Below are 19,834 nucleotides of genomic sequence, written 5' to 3'. Positions count from 1 at the left end.
TCCTATTGTGCATTATCAACCTTCCAGGATCGGCCTTGCGTTCCTGAGTGCCGTCAGGTCGGGTTTTGGCACCGCAAAGGTGTCCTCTCCGATTATCGCGGCTTCGATTTCCGCGGCAACTGCCAGCACGCCAAGGTCATCGTTGCGTTTGCCGATGATCTGCAGACCGAAGGGCATGCCAAGCTCGTCGCGGCCCATCGGGATGGTCACGGAAGGATGGCCCGGAATGGTCGAGGCGTAGGCAAGGGCCAGCCACTGATAGTAGCTTTGTGTTGCCACGCCATCGATCTCGACCGGGTAAAGTTCATGCCAGTCGCGCGGGCTGATTGTCACCGCCGGCGAGAGGATGTAGTCGTGTTTGTCGAAGAAGCCCTGCCAGTTGCGATAGTAGACACCCTGCCGGTTCATCGCATCGGCGACATCAAGTGCCGAATAGGAAAGCCCCTCCTCGACATTTGCCATGATGTTTGGCCCGAACCGTCCGGGATACTTAAGCGTATTGGCATGGTGAGCGCCGAGCATCATGATCGCGCGCAGAACGGCAAATATCCGGTCAGCGCCGGTACAGTCGGGGGACGTTTCTTCTGCTGAGGCGAAGAGTGGTGTCAGGTGCTCCACCCGCTTGCGGAAAGCGCACCGGATCACCTTTTCCGTCATCGCGAAGCCGAAATCTTCGGTGAAGGCGATCTTCAGCGCGTTCAGGTCGCGGCGTGGCAGCGTGGCAAAATCCTCAGGGTTCCACAGCGTCTTGCCGTCCATGACCCCGGTGAAAGGGTCGAGACGGTCTGGCCGCGCCATGACCGATAGCATCAGGGCCGTGTCGGCGACCGTGCGGGCCATCGGGCCGGAAGTCGGCAGATGCATCAGAGCGATGCTTCGATTGTCGCCAGGTACCACGCCCGGAGATGGGCGGAAGCCGACAACGCCGCAGAACGCGGCCGGATTGCGCAGGCTGCCGCCGGTATCCGAGCCGGTGCAAAGCGGGGCCATGCCTGTGGCAAGGGCTGCCGCCGAGCCGCCTGACGACCCAGCAGCACTCTTTGCCGGGTCATGCGGGTTGCCCGTCGGCCCATACACCGTGTTGATCGTATTGCCGCCGGCGGAAAACTCCGGATTGTTGGTCTTTCCGAGCACAAGGCCGCCTGCCAGACGCAGGGCGGAGACAATGGCGTCATCCCTGACGGCAATATTGTCCTTGAAGAGGTCCGAACCAAAGGTTGTCGGCAGCCCGGCTACATCGATCATGTCCTTGACGCCAAAGGGCAGACCGTGCACCGCGCCAAGGGCGTCGCCCTTCATCACGGCAGCTTCCGCCTTGCGGGCGTCATCTCGCAGGCGATCGAAATCGCTCGCAACCACGGCGTTGATCGCCGGGTTGATCGCCTCTGTCCGGGCGATGCAGGCCTCGGTCAGTTCAACGGGCGACAGCTTGCGCCTGCCGATGAGTTGGCGGGCTTCAATCGCTGTCAGGTCTGCGGGGTCGGACATGTTCAGAGATACCTCAGGCGGGAAGGAGAAAGTTCAGGTACCGGGGCGCTTCCGGTCGCCATCTCTTCGGCAAGCAGGGCCGCGGTTGTCGGGCCCAGAGTGAAGCCCTGGTGACCATGCCCAAAGTGGAACCACAGCCCCTTGTGACGCGGCGCCCTGCCGGCGAGTGGCAACATGTCGGGCATGCAGGGACGATTGCCGAACCAGGGCTCGGTCTCGACGGGCTCTCCCAGCTCGACCAATTCGGCCGCCGCTGCAGTGCTTCGCTGCAATTGAACGGGTGAGGGTGGTGCATCAATGGTGGCAAGTTCCGCTCCGGTCAGGACCCTCAGCCCCCGTTGCATCGGAGACAGTACAGTGGCGCTTTCGCCCAACAGCATGGGAGCGTTCAATGTGCCGCCACCGATAAAATGACGGTGGTAACCGCGCTTGCGAAGCAGGGGAATATCATAGCCGAAGCGCTTGAGAAGAACGGGCGACCATGGCCCGAGCGCAACAACGGCTTCCCTTGCCGTGACGGCTCCCTCACGCCCGGTCACGGACCAGCCGGCATCCTGTTCGCAAAGCGTGGCCGCATCCACCGTGACGATGCTGCCGCCCCTTGAGATGAACAGAGCGGCATAGGCCCGCGTCAGATCTCCCGGGTCCGCGCAGCTCCAGGTTTCGGGCCAGTGGACCGCACCGGCGAGGACCGGTTTCAAATGCGGTTCTGCAGTTGCGAGTTCCGACGCAGTTTCGAAGGTAACTTCAACTCCATACTCGCGCGAAATGCGTTCCGCCTCCTTGGCAGAGGACTCGAGGGCTTGCTGCGTTTTGTAGACAAATCGGAGGCCGGATCTGCGGATCAGATTGTCCGCACCGGCCGCGGCGATCAACGGAGCATGGTCGGCGGTCGCGCGCCGGACCAATCCGGCATAGGTCTGCGATATCTCCCTGTGCCGGGCGGGAAGGGACGAGCGAAAATAGAGCCACAGTGGACGCAGATAGGCCGGCAGCGCGGTCAGGTGGTAATTGACATCGTTGCTGCGCTTGAAAGCAATGTTGAAGAGCGTGGTCAGGGAGAGGGGCAGGGGATAAGGCTCGACGGCCTCGCTCTGAATGACCCCGGCATTGCCGTAGCTCGTCTCCTGTCCGACCTCCCGTCTGTCAACAAGAACAACATCCCGTCCGGCACTCTGCAGGGCCAGGGCGGTCGAGACACCCACCATGCCTCCACCGAGAACCAGAACATCCGACATTGCCCCACTTCCCCTAAACGCCGGAGCTGCCGGCATGCCCCCGGCCTTCTCCGATATCCCAGAACAGCCCTGTCATCATTCGTAAGGCCTCGCGGCTGGAAGACAAGAGAAGGTGCTCGTCCGGTGCGTGTTGGGAGCAACCGGGATAGGAATGCGGCAGCCAGACGGTCGGCAGTCCAAGAGTTTCGGAAAAACTCTCATTGGGAAGGGAGCCGGCAAGGTTCGGCAGAAGCACAGGCTTCTTGCCGGTTGTCTCTCCCACCGAGACCGCCACGCGCCGGACCCATGGATGATCCGGGTCGAGGCGAGTCGCGTGAAACCTGCCCCGTTCCGTTGGAACCACTTGAACGTCCGCATATCCTTCGCGGTCGAGGTGCCTGCGCAGTGCGGGGAGAATGTCTTCCGGGTCGGTGCCAACGACATAGCGGAGCTGGCAATGGGCATTCGCCCAGCCGGAAATGGCATTGACCGGGGCTTCCGGAACGCCGCTCTTTTGGGCCAGTACAGCAAACGAATTCCAGCCGAAGACCCGTTCGGAGGGTGTCAGCGATTCTTCTCCCCAATCCGTATCGACACAGGGGCCGTCAAAGCCGCCGACCGGGCAATCCTTGAGGGTTTCCCGGATTGCTGGCGACAGGCTGGTCGGCCGCCACTCCGGCACCTTGATCTGCCCCCGCCGGTCGACGATTGATGATATGGCGTGGGCAAGAACGATCGCGGGATCCTTCAACAATCCGCCCCAGTTGCCGGAATGGTGCGCGCCCTTGCGGAACTCGACGCGAAGATCGAAATTCACCGCGCCCCGCGATCCCATGAACAGCGTCGGTCTGTCCGGATGGAGGCGTGGCCCGTCTGAAGCGATCAGGACGTCGGATTGCAGAAGGTCCTTGTGAGCCGAAAACAGCGCATCGAGGCCGGGTGATCCGCATTCCTCGGCCATTTCCAGAATGACCTTTGCGTTGAAGCCAAGAGACCCGCGAGCTTCAATGACAGCCCGCAGAGCGGCAAAGTTGATCAGGTGCTGGCCCTTGTTGTCCGCAGTTCCCCGGCCATAGGCCTTGTCGCCCTCGACGACGACCTTGAAGGGGGCGAGGTCCTGCCGCCACTCATCCGTCTGGGCGCGGATCACATCGCCATGGCCGTAGGTAAGAACGGTCTCAAAGTCCGGATCTTCTATCCGCTCGGCGTAAAGGAAAGGACAACCGGCCTCGTCCGGATTTTCCAGGATACGGCAGTTGAAGCCCATGCCCTCCAGCATGGGGATGGCCGCTTCAATGAGATAGCGCTTAAGTTCAGGGCGGGCAGCCGGTTCCTGGCTTTCGGTCGGATAGGCAACCAGCCTGGAGAGCTCTTCGACAAAGCCTCCAAGATCTGCGTATTCCTCAATATTTTTCAGTGCAGAAGAGCGGCTTGTCATGTCAGTTCATCACGTCCTTTTCGGCCACGGCATCGCCCCAGGGCGACATGATTTCCGTGCAGCCGGTGTTCATTCCGTTTTCCCGCATCACGCCTGCGGGACAGGCGAAGGCATAGGGATAGACCGTTCGTTTCGTGGTTACGGCAGGCTGGATTTCTTGAAGTGCTGTAAGGATCTCGGGCGCCAGATCCTCGTCGGCGACGGTGGTCGTCCCGCCGGAATTATCGACGCGCGGCTGGTGGAAGGCCTCCTCCAGATCCATGCCGAAATCCATCATGAAGGAGGCGAGGTTCAGGGTGGCCGGCAGGATCTTACGGCCGCCAGAGGCCCCGATGGCAAAACGCCTGCCATTCTTCTCGCCTATCGTCGGGCAGACATTCATCAGGCAGCCCTTGTCCGGTGCCAGCGAGTTGGGTTTGCCGGGTTCCGGGTCGAACCACATGATGCCGTTGTTCATGAGAAGGCCGGTGGCCGGAGAGACGACACGCGAGCCGAAGATCGAAAGCAGGGTCTGGGTGACGGCGACCATGTTGCCATGCCGGTCGACGACAGAAAAATGGGTGGTGCAGGAGGGCGCGTGCGGGGCATCTTGATCGCCCATGAATTTCAGGCGGTTCCTGTAGGTGGCGCCAAGCGCCTCGACCATGGCACTGTAGCTCTTCCCGTCCGGCGTGCTGCCCGGTTCAAAGGCATTTTCCATCATTGCGAGGCATTCGGCGAGGTTCGGGCCTGCGGTCAATCCTTTGGAAGCGTGGACAAGGCCGCCGCGATAGGGAACCGCAATAGCTTCGCGCAGCTCCGCTTTGTAGGCTGCCAGATCGTCCAGACCGAGCGAACCGCCCTTGGCCCTGACGTCGGACACCATGGCGCGGGCGATGTCGCCTTCATAGAAGTCCCGGGCGCCTTCCCTGGCAAGCCATTCCAGCGTTTCGGCCAGTCGGCTCTGGTCGAGCCTTTTCTCCGACAGGGCCGTCCAGCCGGCTATCGTCGGCCATTGCCCGTCTTCCAGAAACAGACGGGCTGCATCGGGATCCTTTGAGAGCGCACGGGTGCTGGAGGCAATCAGCAGAGAAGCATACCAGTCGATCAGCAGACCTTCCCTGGCGAGTTTCCCGGCGGGCGCGAGCAGCTCCTTCCAATCGACGCGGCCGAAAAGCCGGTGCGCCAGTTCCATGCCGGCAACGGTGCCGGGGACCGCAATCGCGGTTGCGCCCTGGACGTTTCGGTCTTCCTTGACGGACGGCCAGGGAAAAAGGTCGGAAGACCGGCCGGAGCCGTCCAGCGGATAGTCCGCCGGATCGAGACCCTTGGGAGACCGCATACCGAAGAACAGGGTGTGGGCTCTCTGCTCTGCCTCGCGCCAGATCATCATGCAGCCGCCGCCGGCAGGCCCGCTCATCCAGGGCTCGACGACGCCGACCGCAAAGGAGGTCGCGACGGCCGCGTCTATCGCATCACCGCCTGCCTCCAGAATGGCGGCTCCGACTTCGGCCGCCTTGCGATGCTGGGCCGCCACGATGCCGCCACGGGTCGGGATGACCTGCTTGCGCACAGTCTGGGTGGTCGAAAAATTGCTCATGGGTTCACCGGTCATGCAGGGACGAGAGATCGTCCGTCAGCGCCTTTACGAAAGAGGTGACAATCCACCTGGGAGGTGGCGGATTGCAGATGCGGTGGCGGGGTGGTGGAACAGACGTCCCTGGCCGCCGCGCAGCGGGGGTGGAAATGACATCCCGTCGGTGGAGATATGGGATTGGGATATTGTGCACCCAGGTGGATATCCGGGACAGAGAGTGAGGGATCAGGGGTCAGCACCGATTCCAGGAGTGCCTTTGTATAGGGATGCCTGGGACCGGCAAAGAGCTCACCGGCAGGTGCTTCCTCGACAATTCTACCTAGATACATGACAGCGACCCGAGTCGCTAGATGTTCGACAACAGCCAGATTATGGCTGATGAAGAGATATGTGAGCCCGAGTTCCTCGCGAAGATCCGCAAGCAGGTTCAGGATCTGCGACTGGATCGACACATCGAGGGCGGACGTCGGCTCGTCGCAGATGACGATTTCCGGATTGATCACCAGGGCCCGGGCAATGGCGACCCGCTGGCGCTGCCCACCTGAAAGCTGGCCCGGATACCCGCGCCGCGACCGCTCCGGCAATCCGACGAGGTCGAGCATTTTCGTCACCGCCTTTTGGCGCGAGACGCTGTCGCCGATCTTGTGAACGACCAGGGGCAACGACACGATTTCCTCGATCGATTTCCTTGGATTGAGTGAGGAATAGGGATCCTGGAAGATCGGCTGAATGCGGCGGGCAAGAAGCTGGCGGTCGGCCGGCCCGATCTGCCTGCCGTCGACCAGAACCTCCCCGGTCGTCGGATTTTCCAGTCCCAGAAGGATCTTGGCCAGCGTCGATTTTCCGCAACCGGATTCGCCGACCAGGCCGAGGACGTCTTTCTTGTAAAGGCGAAGGGACACGCCACCGAGCGCCTTCAGCGGCTGCGGCTTGGAAAACATGCCCTGTTTCACCTGATAGGTTTTGGTGATGCCTGTGAGTTCGAGCACCGCTTCGCGTTTGTTCTTGCCCGACATCACGCCACCTCACTTATCAGGGTTTCATGAACACAGCGATACATGTGCTCGCCGCTGGCGGTTCGTTTCGGAATGGTCTCTGAGCAGGCGTCATTTGCCAGAGCGCAACGGCTACGGAAGGCGCAGCCGGCAACGTCGCCGACGAGCGACGGCACGATCCCGGGGATGGAGCCAAGTGGTTCTCCCGGCTTCGTCTTGCCGGGTACCGGGATGCAGTCGAGCAGCCCGCGCGTATAGGGGTGCGAGGGAGCGTCGAAGATGGCCTTCGCCGTGCCGCTTTCCACGATTTCGCCGGCATACATCACCGCAACCTTGTCGGCGATGCGGGCGACGACGCCGAGATCGTGGGTGACCAGGATCAGCGCCAGGTTCATCTCCCGCTTCAGGTCGGCGAGCAGGCGCAGGATCTGAGCCTGGATGGTGACGTCGAGAGCCGTCGTCGGCTCATCTGCGATGATCAGGTCCGGTTCACACATCAGCGCCATGGCAATCATCACCCGCTGGCGGAGGCCGCCTGAGAGCTGATGCGGGTATTGCTGGAGGCGGCTTTCAGCGGCCGTGATCCCGACCTTGCCGAGAAGATCTGCCGCCTGCGCCATGGCTTCCGCCTTCGACACCCTGCGATGAAGCTGCAAGGCTTCGCAGAGCTGGTCGCCGATGGTGTAGGCCGGGTTCAGCGAAGTCATCGGTTCCTGGAAGATCATTGCCATGCGGTCGCCTCTGAGCGCCTGCATTTGCCTGGGTGTCAGCGATCTGAGATCTCGGCCCTCGAATTCCAGCTTTGCGGCACCGACTTGTATCCGCTTGCCGAGCAGGCCCATGACGGCGAGCGAGGTCAGCGACTTGCCGGATCCGGACTCGCCGACGATGCAGAGCGTTTCGCCCCGTTTCAGCGCGAAGTCGATCCCGCGCACGGCGTGCAGGGTTCCGGAGCCAAGAGGAATGTCGACGGTCAGGCCTTCCACATTGAGGATAGTCTCGCTCATCCCTTCGCCTCCGGTGCCGTGACATCGCGCAGTCCGTCTCCCAGGAGATTGATCGCAAGAACGAGCAGGAACAGTGCAACGCCCGGAATGGTGATCAGCCATGGCTGGAACAGCATCATTTCCTTGCCCTCCGAAATCATCAGACCCCAGGAGGGGGTTGGCGGTTGGACACCGAGACCGAGGAAGGAAAGGGCGGCCTCCAGGAGGATGGCATGGGCCATTTCCAGCGTCATGACGACGATGAGGTTGTTGACCACATTGGGCATGATCTCCGAAAGCACGATGCGCGTCGTGGAGCAGCCGATCGCTCTGGCGGCATTGACATATTCCAGCCCGCGGATCTGCATGACGGAGGAGCGCATGACAACGGCAAAGCGGTCCCAGAGCAGAAAGCCGAGCACCAGAATGACGATCTGAAGCGAACCGCCGAAAAGCGCAACGATTGCAAGCGCCACCAGAACGACGGGCATGGCAAGGCGCACATTGATAAGGAAGGTCACTACGAGATCGACCTTGCCGCCGAAATAGCCTGCCGCGACACCGAGCGCCGTACCGATCATGCCCGAAATGAGAGCGGTCACGATGCCGATGAGCAGCGAGATGCGGGCACCGTAAAGCAAGCGTGCCAGATAGTCTCGTCCGAGCTGGTCGGTGCCGAGCAGGTGGTCCGGATCCCAACCCGCCATCCAGAAGGGCGGTTTCATCCGGGCAAAAAGGTCCTGCGTGTAAGGATTATGATCCGCAAGCAGTGGCGCGAAAACCGCAGCGGCAACGACCAGAGCGAGGACTGAGAGACCGAACAAAAGGCCATAGTGCCCGAAAATGCGGCGGCGGAGCATGGCGCCGGGACTGATCGCGACGATGGTTTCAGCCGTGAGTGCGGGAGCATTTGCCATGTCAGCCTACCCTGATGCGCGGGTCGAGCCAGGCATTTGCCAGGTCCGACAAGAGGGTGAAAAGAATGTAGAAGCAGGAGAAGATCAGGATCAGTGCCTGAACGGTAGGCAGGTCGTGCCGGCTGATCGATTCCCAGGCAAGATACCCGGCTCCGTGGAGGGCAAAGATGGCTTCCACGACAATTGAACCCCCTAGCATGAAACCCATCTGAACAGCGGAGAGGGAAACGACCGGGACGATTGCGTTTCGGAGCGCATGCTTGAAAAGCACCCTGCCGGCGCCGGCGCCCTTGGCCCTGGCTGTGCGGATGTAGTCGGCGTTCAGAACTTCCAGCATGCCGGCCCGCGTCAGCCGCATGATCGCGGGCATAGCGTAATAGCCCAGCACGACCGTTGGCATGATGAAATGCCGCCAGGTTTCGGAGCCGGAGGGCGGCAGCAGGCGGAACTTGATCGAGAAGACGACGATCATGATCAGGCCGAACCAGAAGCTCGGCATGGCCTGGCCGGCAACCGACAGGAAAAGGGCGGTGCGGTCAATCAGGGAGTTCGGCCGCACCGCAGCTGCGACGCCGAGGGGAACGGCCGTCAGCAGCGCAAAGGAAATGGAACAGACGCCCAATAACATGGTGATGGAGAGCCGGTCCGAAATCAGGTCAGCGACCGGCATCTTGAAATAGTAGCTCTCGCCGAAATCGCCATGAAGGGCTTTCCAGAGCCAGTCGGTATATTGCACCGTCAGGGGACGGTCGAAACCGAATTGCCGGTTGATTGCGGCAATGTCGGCCGCAGTCGCATTCTCGCCGGCAATTGCGGCTGCCGGGTCCCCCGACAGATGCAGCAAAGAGAAACTGATAACCGAGACTGTGAACGTCACAAGGACGGCCAGGCCAAGGCGCTTGAGAGCGAAGGCGAGCATGGATTGAACTCCGCAAGGCTATGCGGGTCTCGCCTCGGGCGAGAGCGAGACCCAGGCGGTGGTGGTCCGCCTTACTTCCAACTCATGTCGAAGAAGCGGACAATTTCGTCCGGCGTCGGCGTGAAGGCGACGTCCTTCGAAAACACGTAGTTGGAATTGTAGGAGAAGAGCGGGATCCAATAGGCTTCCTCCGCGATCTTCTTCAGGGCCTTGGAGTAGTTCTCCTTGCGCACTTTGTCGTCAACCGACTTGTCGCCGGTATCGAGCCAGGTCTTGACCTCTTCGTCGCGGGCGAAGTCCTGATCGCCAAACTTGAAGAACTGGCTTGTGATGGCCGACACGTCATTGATCGAATTCGATCCCCAGGTCAGGAAGCCGAAGCCTGCGCTGCCCTTTTTCTGCATATCGCGCAGAGCGGAATACTTGAGGTAATTCAGATTAGCCTTAATCCCGACGTCTGCCAGATAAGCCATCATCGCTTCGGCATAGGGTCGATTCCGGTAGGCGTAGAAATCGACCGTGAGCCCGTCCGGATAGCCGGCCTCGGCAAGCAGCGCCTTGGCTTTGGCCGGGTCATAGGAATAGGTCTCGACGTCCTGTTCGCAGCCGAACTGGCTCGGGAAGCACGCCGAGTTGACGACTTTGGAACTTCCTTTCAGGAGGTTTTCGACAATGGCCTGACGGTCGATGGCATAACCGATTGCCTGACGGACTTCCTTCTTGGCAAAAGGACCTTCGCCGCCGCGACCCGCCGCGTCCATGGTGATATAGCCGATCCGCATGGTGCTTTCATTGGCGACCGTGAACTGGTCCATGGCGGCAAGTTGCTCAGCCTGGTCAGCGGGGACATTCCAGATCATATCGATGCCGCCCGAAAACAACTCGGCCAGCTGGGTGTTGATGTCCGGGATCGTGCGAATGTCGATCGTGCCGATGGAGGGCTGCCCCTTGGGACCGCCGTAGTAGCCGTCGAATTTCTTCAGGACAAAATGCTTGCCCGGTTCGACGCTTTCCACCCTGTAGGGGCCAGTTCCCACCGGCTTGAGCGCCATGCCGGATGGGCCAACCTCGGCGTAATAGTCGTTCGGATAGATCGCGACCAGACCGGAGAGATATTCAAGCGCTGCGGGGAAAGGACCATTGGTGGTAATCCGGACCGTGTATTTGTCGACTTTTTCGGCGCCCTTCATCCAGTTGACGTTGCCGGGCACGGTGACGTGGTTGTCCGGGTTGACAACGTAGTTGACCGTGAAGACCACGTCGTCAGCGTCGAATTCCTCACCATTGTGAAACTTGACGCCTTCGCGCAGCTTGAATTCCAGGGTGGTTTCGTCGACCCACTTCCAGGATGAGGCCAGGTTGCCGACATAGTCTCCGGTTGTCTGATCCCGGTAGACCAGGCCGTCCCAGACCTGGCGCGCAAAGATGGTGCCTTCGCGGGCCGACTGAAAATAGAAATCGACGGATTCCAGTTCCTTCGAAAAGGCAGTGTGAAGCGTGTCGTCCGACTTGTTCGCAAACACCTGACCGCAGGAGAGCGCGGTGGTGAGAGCGATTACACCTGTCGCTAAGAATGGTTTCATCTGTTCAAAACCGGCACGTAGCCGACCCTCTGGTTGATTTTTGTTTTATTATTATATAATACGTTATATCGTATCTTCATTCAGTGTATTTTAAGCGGGTACTTTGTCAAGCGCCCGCTGCCGTTAGGTAGCCATGGCAAGACAAGTGACGAAAACGATTAAGGAAAAACAGGACACGCTGTTCGTTGGATCCCTGGAAAAGGGGCTGCGGATCATGGCCGCCTTCAATTCCCACCGAACCGAACTGGGGTTGACGGAGCTTGCCGACATCGTGGGGCTGGACAAGAGCGCTGCACAGCGGTTCACCAACACGCTGCACAAGACCGGTTATCTGATGAAGGATCCGGAAAGCCGGCGATTCCGCCCCTCGTTGAAGTTCCTGGAGCTCGCGGCCGCCTACATGTGGTCCGACCCCTTCGTCCAGCTTGCAATGCCAAAGCTGATCGACCTCAGCCACGATCTCGGCGAGCGGATCAACGCAGCAAGACCGGCCGGCACCGACATCATCTATGTCATCCGGATTCCGACCCAACTCACCAGTTTCTCGGCGATGCTGATCGGCAACAAGGTTCAGGCGCTGAGTTCCTCCTCAGGCCGGATCATGCTGGCACACATGAGTGAAGAGGAGCGGCGGATAGCGCTTGAAACCTGGCCCATCGACCAGATCACACCGCGAACGATCACGGACCGGACCCTGCTCGCCCGGGAAGTGGAGGAAGCCGCGCAGCAGGGATACGGGATTACGGTAAGCCAGAACATCATCAATGAAATCGGCATCGCCGCACCGGTATTCGACCGCACACGCAAGGTTGCCGGAACGGTGCAGTGTTCGGTTTCATCCCTGAAATGGTCGCTCGACCGCGTTCACGCGGAAATTGCTCCGCGGCTCATGGAAGTCGCTAATTCAATCAATCTGCCGCGCTAACCAGTGGGCCCACAGAATTTTTGGGCGGTGAGCAGCCGGCTGATTTTCCCGGCTGGCTCGCAGTATCGGAACAAAGAAACAAAGAGCCGACGGATTGAATTGCCCCGCGTTTTCCAGCCGCCATCGGTTCATCCTTGCCCCAATGGGCGCGCAAAGCCCCGGCTCATAAAAGATGCCTGGCGCCGACAGGGCCGTCTTCTGCGAAGCAGACCTGCGCAAACGATCGTTCCCCGAATGGATCGAGACACAGGCGGTTTTGCCGGGTTTGCATGAAGCCGGCAAGCGCGTCCTTTCCGTCCGCCACTTCCGGGACGAGATTGACACTGCCGAGAGTTCTTCACGCACTATCGGAACCAGGACGTTGACGCGATGGTGTCACTATTCACCGAAGAGGGCACCATCAACTATTACCCCGCCGATTTGCGAGGACCCGCCTCCGGGGGAGGGCGGAGGCATATGGGGTGCCCTGTTTGATGTATTTCCCGATCTGACCGACGAGGTGACGGCGACCTTGGGAGCGCCGATGGAAAGACCGTGACGGTTGAAGCGACCATCAGCTGCACCCAGTCGAAGGATGCCTTCGGTATCGAGAATAAGGGATTACGCCACGTCCTTCCGCATGTCTTCATCCTGCAGAGTGACGAACCGAGCCGGATTCGGCACATGGTGGCATCTTGGGACAATGCTGACTGGTATTCACAACCGGGCAGAGCTCATCTGGCGCTTAATCCATGACATGGAAGTTTATGAGCTCGCTTGTGACCAGAGGAATTTTAGTTAGGACAGCAGATAGCGCTTCGGTTCTGCGCCGCCAAGTCGGTCGTTTGCAACCTCGAATTAGCTCCCCAGAAGCAGACATTTCTTAATCTTTGATGAGACGACCGGTTTGCTCTCATATTAGCTATTGTTCCTGAAGACTTGAGCAGCTCAGGACACAACCCCTAGCAGCATTTCGTAATTTTCGATTGTCATTCGGCTGCGGCTCACCGTTATCAGTCCCTTCTTTTGAAACTTGTCGAGTGTCATGGTCGCCCACTGGCGCGTTGAGCCGACGATCGCGGCCAGGTGCTCGTGGGTGATCTTCTTTTCGATCACCAGACGGTTGCCCTCCGGCCGGCCGTGGGTATCGGCAAGGATGATAAGCAATTGCGCCAGGCGCTCGGTCACCGACCGCGTGCCGAGCATCTGCACGAGGGCTGAATAGCATTTCCCCTTGGCGACGAGGCCGTTGATGATGCAGATCGCGAAGGATGGCATCGTATCGATCAATTGCCGGATGCGCGCGCCGGTCAGATAGAGAAGTTCGACGTCTTCCTGCGCATCCGCAGACCACATATGGGTGCCGCCACCGAATATCTCCGGACCACCGACGAAATGACCCACCGTCCAGAGGGCGAGAGTGATCTCCCGACCGGAAGGACCGGCATAGAAAGTGCGCACAGTGCCCTTTTCGATCAGCCAGATGCCGCTGTGACGGTCGCCCTGGAAGAATACGCCTTCGCCCTTTGCGCACCGGACCGCGGTGCCCGCAGCTCTGACCGCGGCAAGGTCCGTCTCGTTCAGCCGGCTGAGGAAATCTGCCCCTTCGTCAAGATCGGAAAGGACTTCGCTCAGATAGACGGCAGAAACCCGGTCCGGAGCCGGGGTCGCCTGGTCCTTCATTCTGTCTGGGTCACGCAACATCCTGTTCACGGTGTCCTCTCCGGTCTGTCCTGGGCGGCGATGTAGGTCGCCAAATCCGATACGTCTTTGTCGGAAAGCTGCGCTGCGATTGTCCGCATCACGCCTTCCGGATCGTTGGTGCGAATGCCCGCCCTGAAGTCCATCAACTGCTTGACCAGATAGTCCTCGTGCTGCGCCTCCAGCCAGGGCGCGAGCAGCATCGCCGGATCCGTCGTTCCATGGCAGGACAGGCAGGCCGGGATCCGTCCGCGCCCTTCCCGGAAGATCGCCTCCGCGTCACCAATATTGGCCGCGTCCTCGACGGGGGCCGCAGGCGGCGGTGGCAACGAAGAGAAATAGTCCGCAATAGCCGGCAGGTCCTTTAGGTCGACCTCGGTTGTGATCGCCTGCATCTGGCCGCGGTCGTTCTCCCGTCGCGCAGTGTGGAAGTCCCTGAACTGCTTCTCGATATAAGTCTTCCTTTGGCCGGCCAGCTTCGGAAACCTGGACATCGGACTGATGCCGTCGAGCGAGTGGCACAGGCCGCAGACCTCCCAGGGCTGCAGACCACTCGTGTCGATCATGTCCGCCGGCACCGAAACTGCGTGCAGCGACAGGACCAGGCAGAGCCCGGCAACGACACCCGCGTGTCTAACGCTTCCGAAACCGGTCATTTGCCGAAGACCTCAGTTCATCTTCATGGAGCTGTGATCGTGGGAACCACCTGACATGTCACCCGGCTTGACGACGTCAACAGGGACTTCCAGTGTGGTTCCGGTGCCGAACTGCAGCGTCAACATGAAACGGTCGCCGGCTTCGAAGCGTTTCTTCGCGCCCATCAGCATGACGTGCAGGCTGCCGGGCGCGAAGCTCACGCTTTCCCCTTGCGGGATCGAAAGCTGTGCGACGGGTTCCATGGTCATCAGCCCGTCCGCCATGGCGGTCTTGTGGAAATGCGCCATCGCAAAGGCCGGGCTTTGGACGGCAACGAGATCGGCGTCTGAACCGCTATTGTTTGCCAGCGTGAAATAAACCGCAGCTGTCTTGATGCCCGGCGCTACGGCGGGAGACACGGCGTTCGAGACGACGATGCCGACAGCCTCCGCCTGCATGTGTCCTTGGCTCTCTTCCGCAAACGACGACGCAAGCCCAAGGCTGCAAAGGGCGAGGGCGGCGGCGAAAGCTGAGGCTCGCTTCCGGGCAAGGATCCATGTATCCACGTCGATCTCCTCTCAGTTCAGGGTTTCCAGTCCGCGCATGTGGCGGAACAGGTGGGTCGCGGTCGTTACCGGGTGAAACGGCGGGCTTATTTTCGCGGTGATTTCGCCGTCCGGATTGATCACGGTGACGGCGGCGCTGTGGGTGACGTCGTAGGCGTCGGCCTCGGGATCGGATTTTTCCAACCGGTAGAAACCGTCGATGCTTTCCACCAGCCTGTCGATTTCCGTCCGCTCGCCGGTGATACCGGTAAAGGAAATGCCGAAATGCTTGACGTAATCCCCCAGCACGTCTTGATCCCGGTCCGGGTCGACCGCGAGAAACACTACCTCGGGCAGATTGTCCGGCGTGATGAGCTGCGACAGTTCGGTGCGAACGGCCTCCAGGTTGGCGAGCGTGAACGGACAGACGTCCGGGCAGTTGGTGAAGCCCAGGAAGAGCAACGTCCAGTGCCCCTTGAGCTCTTCCTGGGTGAAGGGCGTCCCGTCCTGTGCGACAAGTGAAAATTTCGCGACCGGCACAGGCTCATCGAGCACCACGCCCTTGACGTCCTGCGCGGATACGCCGAACGAAAGGCAGATAAACAGGAGACCGAGAAACATCCGCATCATGGTTTCACCTGTTCTGCTGTTCGAACGCTCTGAGGCTTTCAGAGCGGATCTGGTCGAGGCAGATCTTCTTCAGCGCCATGAATTCCGATCCGGTCGCCATGGCTGGATCTCGCGGCCGTGGCAGTGTGACGTTGAAGTCGTCGATGACGGAGCCGGGGCTCGCACTCATGATCAGCACCCGATCGGCCAGGAAGATCGCCTCGTCCACGTCGTGGGTGACGAACACAACGGTGATACCGAACTCGCTCCAGATCGACAGGAGGTTCTCCTGCATCATGAGCCGCGTCTGCGCGTCGAGAGCACCGAAGGGTTCATCCATCAGGAGCACGGACGGATAGTTGGCCAATGCCCGGGCGATGCCGACGCGCTGCTGCATGCCGCCGGAGAGTTCGGCCGGGTATTTGTCCGCGAATTTCGATAGCCCGACCATTTCCAGGAATGTGTTGGCGATGGAGCTGCACTCGACATTCGTCCGCCCGGCGACCCTGGGGCCGAAGGCGATGTTGTCGCGGATGGTCTTCCAGGGAAACAGCGAGTACTGCTGGAACACCATTCCCCGGTCCGGCCCCGGTTCCTTGACCGGCTTGCCGTCGACGAACACTGTGCCGCTCGACGGATTTACATAGCCGGCGATCGAGTTCAGGAGCGTGGACTTGCCGCAGCCGGACGGGCCGAGGATGCAGACGAATTCACCTGGCTTGATGTCGAGCGAGGTCTTTGTGACCGCCTGGTTGGCCGTAGCGCCCTTGCCGAAGACGATCTCGACATCCTCGATTACGATATGACCGAAATCCTTCTGGGCCATGGCCTGGGAACTGTGCGGAATATGTTCTTTCAGGGAAACGACCTGCGTGTTCATGCATGCACTCCTTTTGCGGAGGAAATCTTGTGGTCACGGCCGGTAGTCCTGCCGTCCGGCAGGCCCTCGGGCGCCGGATCGGCGATGACGAGCATCGTGACAGCCAGTATCAGGTAACCGGCGGCCGACAGATACGGCCCGACCGGTTCGATCCAGAAGGATGCCGAGACACTCAAGCCCAGCATCGACAGACCGACGATCCAGCTCGGCGTTGCGCAGCAGACGACCCAGCTCATGGTAGCTGAGGTGAGGGCGACGAACCCGGCACCCAGCCCCGAGGCTGCACCCATCTTCAGACGTTTGCCGGTGGAGCAGTTCCGCTTTGAGCGCAGCAGCACGATGTTGGCAGCAAGCAGCGCGGTCAGCACCAGGACCTGGAGCACCTTGTAAGGCAGGATGTTAAGTGCCCACTCGGAAATGCCGTGGCCGAAGTCGTAGTTCATGTAACCGATCTCGATCAGGTACTCCTGGGCGACGATCGGCGGGACGTCGGAGAATGACGGCGTCGAACGGAAGATTTTCCAGACGCTTGCCGGCCAGTTGTAGAAGGTGATGTAGTTCGGCAGGGTGCCGAACCGGACGATCAGCGCCGCCATCAAGAGCGCATAATAGCCGGCCGCGAGACCCACCGACAGCATCAGCCACAGGCCCAACCTTGAGCGAACGGCACGGCTGGCGGTCATCAGTCTGGATGCGGGTGCGAGAACCATTACCGCGCTCTTTTCTGCCAGGCGAGCAGGGGCTGCATGGCGAGCCGCACCGCGTATGTGGACAGCGTGCCGAGTCCGCCGATCACCAGCATACCGACGACGATGTCGGGATAGTTGATCAGCGAATAGGCGTTCCAGGTGAAATAGCCGATACCATACTGGCCGGAGATGATTTCACCAGCGAGCAGCGAGAACCAGCTCACCCCCATGCCGATGGCAAGACCCGCCGCAATGGAAGGCAGCGCAGCCGGCAGGATCACGTGCCAGAAGATCTGCAACCTGGAAGCGCCGAGCGACTTGGCCGCGCGCACCAGCACTTCCGGCGTCTGCTCTACGCCGTGCAACGTGTTCAGCACGATCGGAAACAGCGCGCCGAGCAAGGTGATGTAGATGATCGAAGCCTCTTCCGTCGGCCACATCAGGATGGCCAGCGGGATCCAGGCGACGGCCGGAATCGGCCGCAGCACCTCGATATAGGGATAGATCAGCGACCGGATGAGCTTGGAGCGCCCCATCAGCACGCCGGCCAGGATGCCGATAACGGCGGCGGTGATGTAGCCGATCAGGATCCGCTGCATCGACACGGCGATGTGGATGTAGAAGTCGGTTTCGCCCAGATGGGTCCAGAATGCCGTGAAAACCTTCTCCGGTGACGGGATGTTTTCGAAGTTTATGTAGAAATCGACCTTGTAGGCGGTCGCGAAATGCCACAGGAAGATACCGGTGGCGAGGGAGACGACACTCAGCGCAATGTTGAGAACATTCTTCCTCAAGAAAGCCCCCCCATGCGAAAGCCCCGACTTGACGGCCCTGAGAACGTCCCCGCCGGACAGCCCTTCCGACAGGCCGGGCGCCTCCGCGAAACCGATGGAATCTTCCTTCCTCTGAACGGGTGCGGACGGTGTCGGCTCGCAAATTTTTTCGCCGGCCACATCCACGGCCTGACCCAGATTACTCATTCAACTCTCCCTCGCGAGAGCGTCGTCCGAACATGGACGAAACGCTCTGACCTTTTTGGTCGATCGGTTTGCCGCAGTCAGGTGCCACCATGTGGCTGCGAAAAACAGATCAAGACGGCGGCGGTCCCGAACGGAAACGGGCCGGAACTTGCAGGCCGGATGCCGCGCATCTCTTCGCGGCACCCGTGGTTGTGAGGCTATTCGGAAGGAATGAAGGCCGCGACAGCGGTCGGCAGGTCGATCACGTGCCCCTTGACCTCAGCCGCGTAGCTTTCGGCGTCCGGCTTGCGCAGGAAGGTTTCGTAGGAGCCGTCCTCGCCCTGGACGAAATAGGCGGTCTTGCCGAACAGCTTCAGGCCGGTGGACTTGTCGTAGACATAGGTCGCGTTTAGCTTGGCGCCGGTTCCCTGGAACTCGGCAACGGCCTTGAGAAACTCTGGCAGGGTCTCATATTTGAGAATGCCGTCACGCGAGTGCCAGATCTCCACTGGCAGGCCCAAATTGGCGGTTTCCGGATCCACGACCTTCGCCTTGTCGGCCTCGTAATCCATGCCGAGATCCGAATAGGCCGCCTTGATGTAGTCCTCGGTGATCCATTCGTCGAAATCGAGCGGAGGGATCGCCTTTTCCTTCACCAGCACAGTGTGGTCGAACTTCAAGGCTTCGATCCAGCCGTCCTTGATGGTCGGATCGAGCGTCAGGTGGCCACCGTTGGAGAAGTAGATGTAGAGAACCTCCTTCTCGACACCGGTCCATTTCTCCATCAGGTCAACAGCCTCGCTCGGGTTCTCCTGGATCCAGTTCCCGGCTTCGATCACGGCCTTCAGGAAGGCGGTGACCACTTCCGGATATTCCTCGGCAAAGTCCTGGCGGACCACGACGCCGTGCAGATAGGGAACGCCGGCTTCGCTGCCGTCATAGATCTTCCGGCCCGTGCCGCGGAATTCCATGATTTCCGACCAGGGGCAGAAATCCGAATGCGCGTCGATCTTGCCGGCGGCAATGTTTGCGGCACCGACGGCCGGGCTCTGGTTCTTGAGCGAGACTTCTTCGGTGATGCCGTTGTCCTGCATCGCCTTCAGAAGCATGCCCCAGGCGGCGGACCCGACCGGCGTCGAGACGGATTTGCCCTTCAGCTGGTCGAAGGAATAGATGTCGCTCTCCACCGGCACGACGACGGCGTTGCCGCTGCCCTTGAGATTGTAGCCGGTTCCGGCGACATAGAGCGTGCGCAGGGAATCCGTTTCCTGGAACTTCGCGCCGTTCACGATGAGCGGATAGTCACCCATGACGCCGATGTTTAGCTTGTTGGCCAGCATCTGGTTGGTGATCGGTCCGCCGGAAGAGTAGTCCGCCCAGGTGATGTTGTAGTCGACATCGGCGTAGTCGCCGTCCTTCGGAAGGTTCTTTTCCAGAAGTCCGAGTTCCTTCACCACGATGCCTGCGGTGTAGGTGTCCGTGCACATGCTCTGGTGACCGATCGCAATATCGATGGTCTTGGCGAATGCAGGAATGCTGGGGAGTGCGACCGCGAGCGCGAGCCTCAATCCGAATCCAAGTGTTTTCTGCGTCATAACGTTCCCTCAAGTAGTGCCGCCTATCTCAGGACGGTTTTATTGGCGCAAAAGCCGTGCCAGCTTGCGGGATGAAAAATCGAAGAGTTCTGTAATAGTTTGAAAAGACTACGTATTTATAGGGATGACGGAATGTCCCGTCCCCGGATACGGGTAAGTCCAAACCCGGAAACGCTTATCCACATGGCAGGTTGCGC

Annotated in this window: 18 protein-coding genes; 1 reads left to right on the top strand and 17 read right to left on the bottom strand. The window is 60.3% G+C overall.

The window, feature by feature from the left end:
• Positions 1-15 precede the first annotated feature (15 nt).
• The 9 genes from SIAM614_RS25215 to SIAM614_RS25175 all read right to left on the bottom strand — a co-directional run bounded on the left by SIAM614_RS25215 (position 16) and on the right by SIAM614_RS25175 (position 11,119).
• Positions 16-1,488, bottom strand: coding sequence for an amidase (locus tag SIAM614_RS25215; protein WP_006938944.1), 1,473 nt, complete (start codon positions 1,486-1,488; stop codon positions 16-18).
• Between the two features lie 2 nt (positions 1,489-1,490).
• The gene (locus tag SIAM614_RS25210; protein ID WP_006938942.1) at positions 1,491-2,726 is read right to left on the bottom strand and encodes an NAD(P)/FAD-dependent oxidoreductase; all 1,236 of its coding nucleotides are present in this window, start codon (positions 2,724-2,726) and stop codon (positions 1,491-1,493) included.
• Between the two features lie 13 nt (positions 2,727-2,739).
• On the bottom strand, positions 2,740-4,143 hold the full coding sequence (locus SIAM614_RS25205) for a M20 family metallopeptidase (protein ID WP_006938941.1): 1,404 nt from the start codon (positions 4,141-4,143) through the stop codon (positions 2,740-2,742).
• A 1-nt stretch (position 4,144) separates the two neighbouring features.
• Positions 4,145-5,722 carry a gamma-glutamyltransferase family protein gene (locus SIAM614_RS25200; protein ID WP_040441112.1) on the bottom strand — a complete coding sequence of 526 codons (1,578 nt, stop codon included), beginning with the start codon at positions 5,720-5,722 and terminating at the stop codon, positions 4,145-4,147.
• 11 nt (positions 5,723-5,733) lie between these two features.
• A complete protein-coding gene (locus tag SIAM614_RS25195) occupies positions 5,734-6,735 on the bottom strand; it encodes an ABC transporter ATP-binding protein (protein WP_006938934.1) in 1,002 nt (333 codons plus the stop codon).
• Positions 6,735-7,721 carry an ABC transporter ATP-binding protein gene (locus SIAM614_RS25190; protein ID WP_006938933.1) on the bottom strand — a complete coding sequence of 329 codons (987 nt, stop codon included), beginning with the start codon at positions 7,719-7,721 and terminating at the stop codon, positions 6,735-6,737. The genes SIAM614_RS25195 and SIAM614_RS25190 overlap by 1 nt, the downstream gene beginning before the upstream one ends.
• Entirely contained in the window at positions 7,718-8,617 is a 900-nt protein-coding gene (locus SIAM614_RS25185; protein WP_006938932.1) for an ABC transporter permease, read from the bottom strand. The genes SIAM614_RS25190 and SIAM614_RS25185 overlap by 4 nt, the downstream gene beginning before the upstream one ends.
• Position 8,618: 1 nt before the next feature.
• Positions 8,619-9,536, bottom strand: a complete 918-nt coding sequence (locus tag SIAM614_RS25180) for an ABC transporter permease (protein ID WP_006938930.1) — start codon at positions 9,534-9,536, stop codon at positions 8,619-8,621.
• 71 nt (positions 9,537-9,607) lie between these two features.
• Entirely contained in the window at positions 9,608-11,119 is a 1,512-nt protein-coding gene (locus tag SIAM614_RS25175; protein ID WP_006938928.1) for an ABC transporter substrate-binding protein, read from the bottom strand.
• Between the two features lie 145 nt (positions 11,120-11,264).
• Here SIAM614_RS25175 and SIAM614_RS25170 point away from each other — a divergent pair, with 145 nt between their 5' ends.
• Positions 11,265-12,044, top strand: a complete 780-nt coding sequence (locus SIAM614_RS25170) for an IclR family transcriptional regulator (RefSeq protein WP_229598013.1) — start codon at positions 11,265-11,267, stop codon at positions 12,042-12,044.
• 927 nt (positions 12,045-12,971) lie between these two features.
• On the opposite strand, the gene SIAM614_RS25165 is transcribed toward SIAM614_RS25170, so the two are convergent.
• From SIAM614_RS25165 to SIAM614_RS25130, 8 genes are all read right to left on the bottom strand, one after another.
• Positions 12,972-13,727 (bottom strand): Crp/Fnr family transcriptional regulator, encoded by a 756-nt coding sequence (locus SIAM614_RS25165; RefSeq protein ID WP_050789488.1) that lies wholly within the window; start codon positions 13,725-13,727, stop codon positions 12,972-12,974.
• 5 nt (positions 13,728-13,732) lie between these two features.
• Positions 13,733-14,380 carry a c-type cytochrome gene (locus SIAM614_RS25160; RefSeq protein ID WP_006938921.1) on the bottom strand — a complete coding sequence of 216 codons (648 nt, stop codon included), beginning with the start codon at positions 14,378-14,380 and terminating at the stop codon, positions 13,733-13,735.
• 12 nt (positions 14,381-14,392) lie between these two features.
• Complete coding sequence (locus SIAM614_RS25155) at positions 14,393-14,926, bottom strand: copper chaperone PCu(A)C (protein ID WP_157140081.1); 534 nt, start codon at positions 14,924-14,926, stop codon at positions 14,393-14,395.
• 12 nt (positions 14,927-14,938) lie between these two features.
• Positions 14,939-15,535, bottom strand: coding sequence for an SCO family protein (locus SIAM614_RS25150; protein ID WP_006938911.1), 597 nt, complete (start codon positions 15,533-15,535; stop codon positions 14,939-14,941).
• A 4-nt stretch (positions 15,536-15,539) separates the two neighbouring features.
• Positions 15,540-16,394, bottom strand: a complete 855-nt coding sequence (locus SIAM614_RS25145) for an ABC transporter ATP-binding protein (RefSeq protein ID WP_006938909.1) — start codon at positions 16,392-16,394, stop codon at positions 15,540-15,542.
• A complete protein-coding gene (locus tag SIAM614_RS25140; protein ID WP_006938906.1) occupies positions 16,391-17,104 on the bottom strand; it encodes a hypothetical protein in 714 nt (237 codons plus the stop codon). Before SIAM614_RS25140 ends, SIAM614_RS25145 begins: the two co-directional genes overlap by 4 nt.
• The gene (locus tag SIAM614_RS25135; protein WP_006938904.1) at positions 17,104-18,063 is read right to left on the bottom strand and encodes an ABC transporter permease; all 960 of its coding nucleotides are present in this window, start codon (positions 18,061-18,063) and stop codon (positions 17,104-17,106) included. Before SIAM614_RS25135 ends, SIAM614_RS25140 begins: the two co-directional genes overlap by 1 nt.
• 197 nt (positions 18,064-18,260) lie before the next feature.
• Positions 18,261-19,637: an ABC transporter substrate-binding protein gene (locus tag SIAM614_RS25130; RefSeq protein ID WP_006938903.1), complete on the bottom strand. Its 1,377-nt coding sequence runs from the start codon at positions 19,635-19,637 to the stop codon at positions 18,261-18,263.
• Positions 19,638-19,834: the final 197 nt, after the last annotated feature.

It is taken from the genome of Roseibium aggregatum IAM 12614, assembly GCF_000168975.1.
Classification (GTDB): Bacteria; Pseudomonadota; Alphaproteobacteria; order Rhizobiales; family Stappiaceae; genus Roseibium; species Roseibium aggregatum.
This window is presented reverse-complemented; position numbering and strand designations above follow the sequence as displayed.